Source organism: Actinomadura sp. KC06, from assembly GCF_004348735.1.
In the GTDB taxonomy this organism is placed as follows: domain Bacteria; phylum Actinomycetota; class Actinomycetes; order Streptosporangiales; family Streptosporangiaceae; genus Spirillospora.
In genome coordinates, this window is the sequence record NZ_SMKT01000257.1 from 1 (window position 1) to 7,836 (window position 7,836).

The 7,836-nt window shown below is 69.8% G+C and carries 5 protein-coding genes and 1 pseudogene; 5 read left to right on the forward strand and 1 reads right to left on the reverse strand.

What is annotated here, in order from left to right:
* Together E1287_RS45205 and E1287_RS40515 are read left to right on the forward strand one after the other, a co-directional pair.
* Positions 1–505, forward strand: a pseudogene (locus E1287_RS45205) (translation initiation factor IF-2); the annotation flags it as partial.
* 22 nt (positions 506–527) lie between these two features.
* A complete protein-coding gene (locus E1287_RS40515; RefSeq protein WP_279508651.1) occupies positions 528–1,625 on the forward strand; it encodes a HAMP domain-containing sensor histidine kinase in 1,098 nt (365 codons plus the stop codon).
* A 454-nt stretch (positions 1,626–2,079) separates the two neighbouring features.
* Here the strand turns inward: E1287_RS40515 and E1287_RS40520 are convergent, their stop codons facing one another.
* Positions 2,080–2,688: a TetR/AcrR family transcriptional regulator gene (locus E1287_RS40520; RefSeq protein ID WP_131971004.1), complete on the reverse strand. Its 609-nt coding sequence runs from the start codon at positions 2,686–2,688 to the stop codon at positions 2,080–2,082.
* A gap of 117 nt (positions 2,689–2,805) precedes the next feature.
* On the opposite strand from E1287_RS40520, the gene E1287_RS40525 reads away from it, so the two are divergent.
* The 3 genes from E1287_RS40525 to E1287_RS40535 all read left to right on the forward strand — a co-directional run bounded on the left by E1287_RS40525 (position 2,806) and on the right by E1287_RS40535 (position 7,776).
* Positions 2,806–3,414, forward strand: coding sequence for a DUF2867 domain-containing protein (locus tag E1287_RS40525; RefSeq protein WP_131971006.1), 609 nt, complete (start codon positions 2,806–2,808; stop codon positions 3,412–3,414).
* Between the two features lie 252 nt (positions 3,415–3,666).
* Positions 3,667–4,815, forward strand: a complete 1,149-nt coding sequence (locus E1287_RS40530; protein WP_131971007.1) for a hypothetical protein — start codon at positions 3,667–3,669, stop codon at positions 4,813–4,815.
* Between the two features lie 555 nt (positions 4,816–5,370).
* A complete protein-coding gene (locus E1287_RS40535) occupies positions 5,371–7,776 on the forward strand; it encodes a N,N-dimethylformamidase beta subunit family domain-containing protein (protein WP_131971009.1) in 2,406 nt (801 codons plus the stop codon).
* Positions 7,777–7,836: the final 60 nt, after the last annotated feature.

Consider the following 7,836-nt stretch of genomic DNA (forward strand, 5'->3'; position numbering starts at 1 on the left):
CGGCACTGGTGGCGGCACTGGCAGCGGCCCCGGCAACGCCCCCGGCAACCGCCCCGGCAACGCCCCCGGCAACGGCCCAGGCAACGCCCCCGGCAGCCGCGCTGGCAACGGCCCTGGCCGCGGCCCAGACGGCAGCGCCGGCAGCGGCCCAGGCGGCGGCCCCGGCGGCGCCCCCCGCAGCGGCACTGGCAGCGGCACTGGCAACGCCCCCGGCAACCGCGCTGGCAACGCCCCTGGCAGCCGCCCCGGCAACGCCCCTGGCAGCGGCCCAGGCAGCCGCGCTGGCAACGGCCCTGGCAGCGCCCCCGGCAACGGCCTAGGCAGCGGCCCAGGCGGCGGCCCAGGCGGCACCCCCCGCAGCGGCACCGGCAGCGCCCTCGACCCCGGCCCCGGCAGCGGCCCTGGCGGCGCCCCTGGCAGCAGCACTGGCAGTGCCCTCGACCCCGGCCCTGGTGGCGGCACTGGTGGCGGCCCTAGGGGCGGCCCTGGTGGTGCTGATGACTAGGCGTCCGGGGCTTAGTACCCGGTTGAAGCTCACCCTCAGTTACGCCGGGTTCCTCATGCTGGCGGGGGCTCTGCTGCTGGCCGTGGTCTGGATGTTCCTGCTCCGCTACGTCCCCGACGGGACGATCGTGAACGGGCCCAGGGGCGGCGGGAACGGCTGGCCGCTGGAGCCGCAGCCGTTCGTTCCCAACCGCTCCGACCTTCAGCGCGCCTTCGTGCCCCGCGCGGCCCAGGCACTGGGCTTCCTCCTGGTGTTCGGCCTGATGGGAGGCTGGATCCTCGCCGGCCGGATGCTCGCACCCCTCACCCAGATCACCGATGCGGCACGGCGGGCCGCCACCGGATCCCTCTCACACCGGATCGACATGAAGGGCCCGAACGACGAATTCCGCGAGCTCGCCGACGTCTTCGACACCATGCTCGGCCAACTCGAGGCCCACGTCGCCGAACAGCAGCGCTTCGCCGCCAACGCCTCACACGAGCTGCGCACCCCGCTGACCATCTCCCAGACACTCCTGGACGTCGCCCGCACCGACCCCACCCGTGACCGGACCGAACTCATCGAACGCCTCTACACCGTCAACAGCCGGGCGATCCACCTCACCGAGGCGCTGCTATTGCTCAGCCGCAGCGACCGCCAGAACTTCACCCGCGAGCCCGTCGACCTGTCCCTGCTCGCCGAACAGGCCGCCGAGACGCTGCTCCCCTTCGCCGAAGAACGCGAGATCACCCTCACCGTCACCGGCCACCCGGCACAGACCCACGGCTCCGCCGAACTCCTGCTGCGGATGGTGACGAACCTCGTCCAGAACGCCATCGTCCACAACCTGCCCACCGGCGGCACCGTCACCATCCACACCGCGTCGCTGCAGCACACGAGCGTCCTTCAGGTCGAGAACACCGGGCACCTGCTCCCACCGGACCTGATACCGACCCTCATCGAGCCTTTCCAGCGCGGCACCCAGCGCACCCGCACCGATCAGCACGCGGGCGTCGGCCTAGGACTGGCCATCGTGAACAGCATCGTCCGAGCCCATCACGGAACCCTCGACCTCACCCCCCGCCCCACCGGCGGGCTCATCGTCACGATCCACCTCCCCACCCAGACCTTCCGTGGATGAACGAAATCGGTAGGCCGCAACGGCGACCATGATCAACGCCACGACGCCCAGCAGCGCTCCGACGCCGATAGACACCTGCTCGGGGGTGTCCGCAGGGGTCGTCACCCGTTGAGGGGCAGCCCGCCGAGCCGTGCGAGGTCAAGTCTCTACCGCTCGCCGCCCTCCAGCGCGCCCTGCCCGATCTGTGGATAACCGTCTGGAGATGCCGCGCCGCTCGTCCAGGGTGAACACCGCGACATGGACGACCCTGGACGGCCCGCCGCAGAGGTACGCGACGCCGTATTGGTCGAGCTCGTTCAATGAGGCCCCTCGCGACGCTGCCAAGGCCTACTCGGCGGGTTCGAGGGTGAGGGAAAAGACGTGATCGGGCGTGTGGTCGGCGCTGAGCTGTGCTTGTAGCGCGGGTGCAACCATTCTTGATCGTTTATCTAGGGTCAGGTCACAGGGGCCGCCCTCAACTGGGGGCCCCGGTGGTGGTGAGGGCGAGTGTCGCGTCGAGTAGTGCGGTGGTCAGGGCGGGGAGCCGGTCGGGGGATTCGGACAGCAGGAAGAGCCAGGCGAAGACGGGGCCGACGAGCAGGGCGTTGAGGGTGGCCGGGTCGGGGCGGGTGGTGAGTTCGCCGCGCGCGGCCGCGCGGTCCAGGATCTCCGTGAGGGTCTGGCGCTGGGCGCCCAGGTATCTCTCGTCGAACCGGTCCTGGAGTGCGGGGTCGGCATGGATGTCGGCCAGCAGGCCGGGGACCGTCCCCGGCGGGGGCGAGGCCATGGCGTCCGCGATCTCGGCGAGGACGGCGGCGAGGTCGGCGCGGAGCGATCCGCGGTCGGGCGCGACGGCCAGGAAGCGGTCCGGCAGCAGGACGTCGAAGATCATCTCCTGTTTGGTGGCGTGGCGCCGGTAGATCGCCGCCTTGCCCACGCCGGCTCGCGTGGCCACCTCGGCCATCGTGAGCCGGGTGTATCCCACCTCGGTCAGCAGCTGTTGGACGGCGGAGGCGATGGCGTCGTCGACGCGGCTGTCTCGGGGGCGGCCCCCCTGGTGGCGAGCTTGCCTTCGAGCGGACATGGGTGCATCATACGGAACCAGAGGTATCGAAACCAATGGTTCCGGAACTAACGGTTTCGTCCTTGCCTCGACCCCCGGCCCGGCCCACAGGGCACATCGGCTCGGAAGGAATGACTGATGCGACTGCCGAAAACCGCCCACACCGCACAACCGTGGCGGATCCACGAGTTCACCCACGACTTCCGGATCGAGGACGTCTGGTCCTTCCGCGCGCCCGGCGCCGGGCCCGACGACTTCCCCGTGATGGTCGAAGCGCTGAAGACCGCTTACGACACCCGAAAGGACCCGGCCGCGGTCCGATTCCTGTTCGCCGTGCGCTGGAAGCTCGGCGCCCTGCTCGGCTGGGACACCCCACAGGCGGGCCTGGCCGGACGGGTCGAATCGCTGCGCGACCGCCTCCCCCACGACCTCGCCCGGACCGCCGATGACGCCGTCCCCTGCAGCGACCCGTTCTCCGAGGTGTACCAGCTCGACAACGAGGCGGCCCGCGAACTGGGCAACAAGACCGTCCACGACATCATGCATCTGGGCTGGGTGCCGACCGACGACGGCGAATACGAACTGCGTATGGCGGCACTGGTCAAACCCAACGGCCTGTTCGGACGGCTCTACATGGCCTTCATCCTTCCGTTCCGCTACCTCGTCATCTACCCGGCACTGACTCGCCAATGGGAACGCGCCTGGCTCGACCATGGCCGCCCGAACCGGCATACCGGGGCAAGGTAGAGCCACCTCACGGCCGATCCAATTGTCGGCCGGTGGCCAGCGCGGCCCTATGGTCTGCGGTCTGCTTGCCGGGCGCCTGTGACACTCGTTGCCGTCACCGCGTGGCGGATCCGGAGGTGAGCTCCGATAAACGTCGTGTCCGGCAGTGGTCGCCGCAGTGCTCTCCTCGGCACGGACGCCCGTCCTCATCACGAAGGTCATGAAACGACGGGGCGACCTTCACCAGTCCCCATGAGGAGGGACGAGTCTGTGATGATCAGAACGAGACGGGCCGTGGCGTGCGGGGCCGCGCTGCTGGCGTCCGCGCTGGCGGCGACGCTCGCGGCGGTGCCCGCCCAGGCGGACGATCCGGGATGGCGGGTCGTCGAGGCCGGCCCCAATCCCGGCTGGGACGACTTTGGGACGGTGGCCACGTCGAGCAAGCGCAACGCCTGGGTGTTCGGGGGCGTGATCGGTGACACGCCGCCCATGCGTCCGATCGCCAAGCGCTGGGTGGACGGCGCGTGGCGCAACGTCGCCCTGCCTGACGAGGTCGTCGGATACATCGACGCCGCCAGCACGACATCGGCCCAGAACGTGTGGGCCATCGCCGACCACGGTGACGCGGGTCCCTCGTACGCGCTGCGCTGGGACGGGAGCGCCTGGACGTCGTCCCACCGGTGGGAGGAGGGGCTGACCAGCGACGTGATCACCACCGGCCGCCGCGACGTCTGGGTCTTCGGCTACTCACGCGCCGGCGCCGGCGTCGGGACCTGGCATTTCGACGGCAGCCGGTGGCGCCAGGCCGATGTCGGTGATCTCCTCTTGGAACGCGGCAGCGCCGTCTCCGCGCGCGACATCTGGGCCGTGGGCGCCACCCGGTCGACCGGCTGCGGCGACCGCACGGTCGCGCACTACGACGGCAGGCGATGGCGTTCGGTGCCCGTCGGTGACGCGTTGCCGCCCGACATCCCGCAGCCCGACGAGGGCGGCCCGTACCAATGCGTGCATTTGCGCGACGTCCTCGCGACGTCCCGCCACGACGTGTGGGTGACCGGGAACCTCTACCGGTCGGACGGGACGGAACAGCATGAGGAGCGGCCCGTCCTGGCCCACTGGGACGGCAGGACGTGGCGAAGCCAGGAAATCCCCGGCACATGGATCCCCAACAGGCTCGCCTCCGATGGACGCGGCGGGCTGTGGATCACCGGCTGGGACGACTCCTCCGGTCCGACGCCCGAGGCCACGCCGCTGATGCACCGGGCGGCGGACGGCACCTGGCGAACGGCGACGATCGACGCGGCGGGCCGCCCCGCGCGCATCAGGGAGCTGGCGCTGATTCCCGGAACCCGGTCCCTGTGGGGAGTGGGCCTGATCGAGAACCCCGAGGAGATCGACGGGGCCATCTACCGCTACCGCTGATCCGGCAACCGAGCCGTGCCGTCCGCAGGCGGCACGGCTCGTGCTCGTGCTCGTGCTCATGCTCATGCTGGGCGATCTCAACAGCGATCGGGCCGCGCATGCCCGACGTCATCGCTCCCTCGGGGACTTGTCTTCTCTTCCGTAGGTTGAGCCGTTAGATCGGGCTGCCACGTCGGCCCTGGGCTAGAGGTCAAGGTCTGCCGTCGAGCCGCGGACGAAGCCGTCACACCCCTGTCTGCGCTGAGCGCTGCGAGAGGGACCTGCCACCGAGGCTCAGGGGTGAGACGCACCCCCTGCCTACCGTTCGCCGTGGAGATTCGACCGTTCATCGCACGCGGCAAGTGTGCTCAACGCACGTAGAGGGCCACTCGACGCTGCCCCAAAACCTCGATCTTTCGTTTGTTCGTCACGTAACAGACTCTCTGTCCATAGATCAATGCCTGTGTCCCATTACGGATGTTTCTCGACCTCCCGCCAACCGCGCCTCGTACGCACCAACCCCCATCCCGAGGTAGGTCCCCCATGAGAAAGTCCAGAGCAAGACCCGGAACGGCCGTGCTGGCAGTGGGCATCCTGGTGGCCGCTGTCCTTCCGGCCCAGTCGCAGGCGGCCGGCGCCCCGGGCGCCAACGCGTCGCCCGTGAACTACGTGCCCGACGAGCCGCTTCCCACCGAGCCGGTGCCCCCGCAGGAGCAGCTGGACCGCCTCGGCATCAGCGGCTACCCCGACCGGCTCAGCGTCGAGCCCGGGGAATCGGTCAAGATCATGGCCAGTACCAAGGCGAAGGCGTTCAAGTCCACCATCGTCAGGGTCAGCCACGGCGACGCCGACCCCGCGGGCCCCGGCGTCAAGGAGCAGGTGATCGACGCCCCGGTCAACCGCACCTACCCCGGCGCGGACCAGCGGCTCCCGCTGGGCTCGTACGTCACCGTGCCCGACGACGACCGGCTCAGGCCGGACGACGGATTCACCCTCACGGCCTGGGTCGCCCCGTCCACGATCCCGGGGTCGCCCTACAACAGGACCGCGCTGAAGCGCACGCCGGTCGGCACGCCGCGGGCGCAGGGCCTGGTCACCAAGTGGTCGGAGGCCGACAAGCGCGGGTACGGCCTGTTCATCGACGAGACCGGCGCGGCCGCCCTGCGAATCGGCGGGGAGAGCGTCTCGACCGGCGTCAAGCTCAAGCCCTGGGCGCCCGCGATGGGCGGCCCGGAGATGTACTTCAACAAGAACCCCCGGCCGCAGCACGTCAACAACTCCGGCTGGTACTTCGTCGCGGCCTCCTACGACGCGAGAACGCGCCAGGTCACCGTGACACAGCGGCCCGTCTCGACGGCTCCCGACGACTCCGGGGCGACCGTGACCAAGCGGATCGGCGGGGATCTTCGGCACTCCGCGGACCCGCTGCTCATGGCCGCCTACTGGAACCGCTCGGGCGACGACCACCCCGCCGGCTTCTACAACGGCAAGATCGAGTCGCCCGCGCTCTACGACCGGGCGCTCGGCAAGCGTGAGCTGGACGCCGCCGCCAAGGGCAGGACCGCGTCGCGCCCGTCCGCGGCGTGGGACTTCTCCAAGCACATGTCCGGCGACAAGGTGGCGAGCACCGGCTCGCGGGGCCTGGACGGACGCGCGGTGAACCTTCCGGTGAGGGCGATGACCAGCCACTCCTGGGACCGCAAGACGATGAACTACAACCAGGACCCCAAGCAGTGGGGGGCGATGCACTTCCACGAGGACGACCTGGGCGACGCCGCGTGGAAGCCCACGTTCACCTGGAAGGTGCCGGAGAACGCCCGCAGCGGGGTCTACGCCGCCCGGCTGGAGGCGGACGGGAAGGTCTATCACGCCACGTTCGTCGTCCGGCCGAAGAAGCGGACGTCGAAGATCGCGATGCTGGTGCCGACGCTGACGTACCTGGCCTACGGCCAGACCGGCGGCACCATGAGCCAGTACTCCGACCACGCCGACGGCAGCGGGTACGTCTACTCCAGCCAGCGGCGCCCGATCCAGAACCTGCGGTCGCTCACGACCGGCCCGAAGGGCGAGGGCCGCCCGTGGGCGTTCGAGGCGGACACGCACATCTTCGACTGGCTGGAGACGAAGAAGTACAACGTCGACTACATCACCGACCACGACGTGGACCGCGAGGGCAGGAAGATCCTCGACGGCTACCAGACGGTGATCACCGGCACCCACCCCGAGTACATCTCCACCACCGAGTTCGAGTCGATCAAGGGCTGGCTCAACGACGGCGGACGGCTGATGTACCTGGGAGGCAACGGCTTCTACTGGGTGACCGCGCTCGACAAGTCCAGGACCTACACCGAGCTGCGGCGCCATGACGGCACCGAGGCGTGGCAGGCCGCCCCCGGCGAGTACTACCACAGCACCGACGGCGAGTACGGCGGACTGTGGCGCTTCCGCGGAACGCCCCCGCAGGAACTGCTCGGCGTCGGTTTCTCCGCTCAAGGGTTCGGCAATCCGACGGGCTCGGCGCAGTACAACAAGCCGTTCGACCGCTCAGAGGCGAGCTATTCCGAGGCCGGAGCCTGGGTGTTCGACGGCGTGTCGAAGAAGGACGGCATCGGTGAGGGCCTGCCGAGCCTGCAGAGCCCGGGCGGGCCGATGGGCGAGGAGGTCGACCGCGTCGACTACTCGCTCGGCACCCCGGCCAACGCGATCGTGCTCGGCACGTCCCAGCGGTTCGGCGAGCAGTACATGCACGTCGTCGAGGAGATCAACACCTCGTCGCTGTTCGAGGGCGGAAACACCAACCCGATGGTCCGCGGCGACGTGACGCTGATCCACTACCCGAAGGGCGGGGCGGTGTTCTCGGCCTCGTCGATGGTGTGGAGCGGCCAGTTCTTCCACAACGACTACAACAACGATCTGACGCGGATCACCGAGAACGTCCTGAACAAGTTCACTTCCGGTGCCGCGCTTCCCGGCGCGGGGTAGGCCGCGGTGACGCGACGGCCCGGGGCGCGGGCCCCGCCCCGCCCCGGACCGTCGCACACC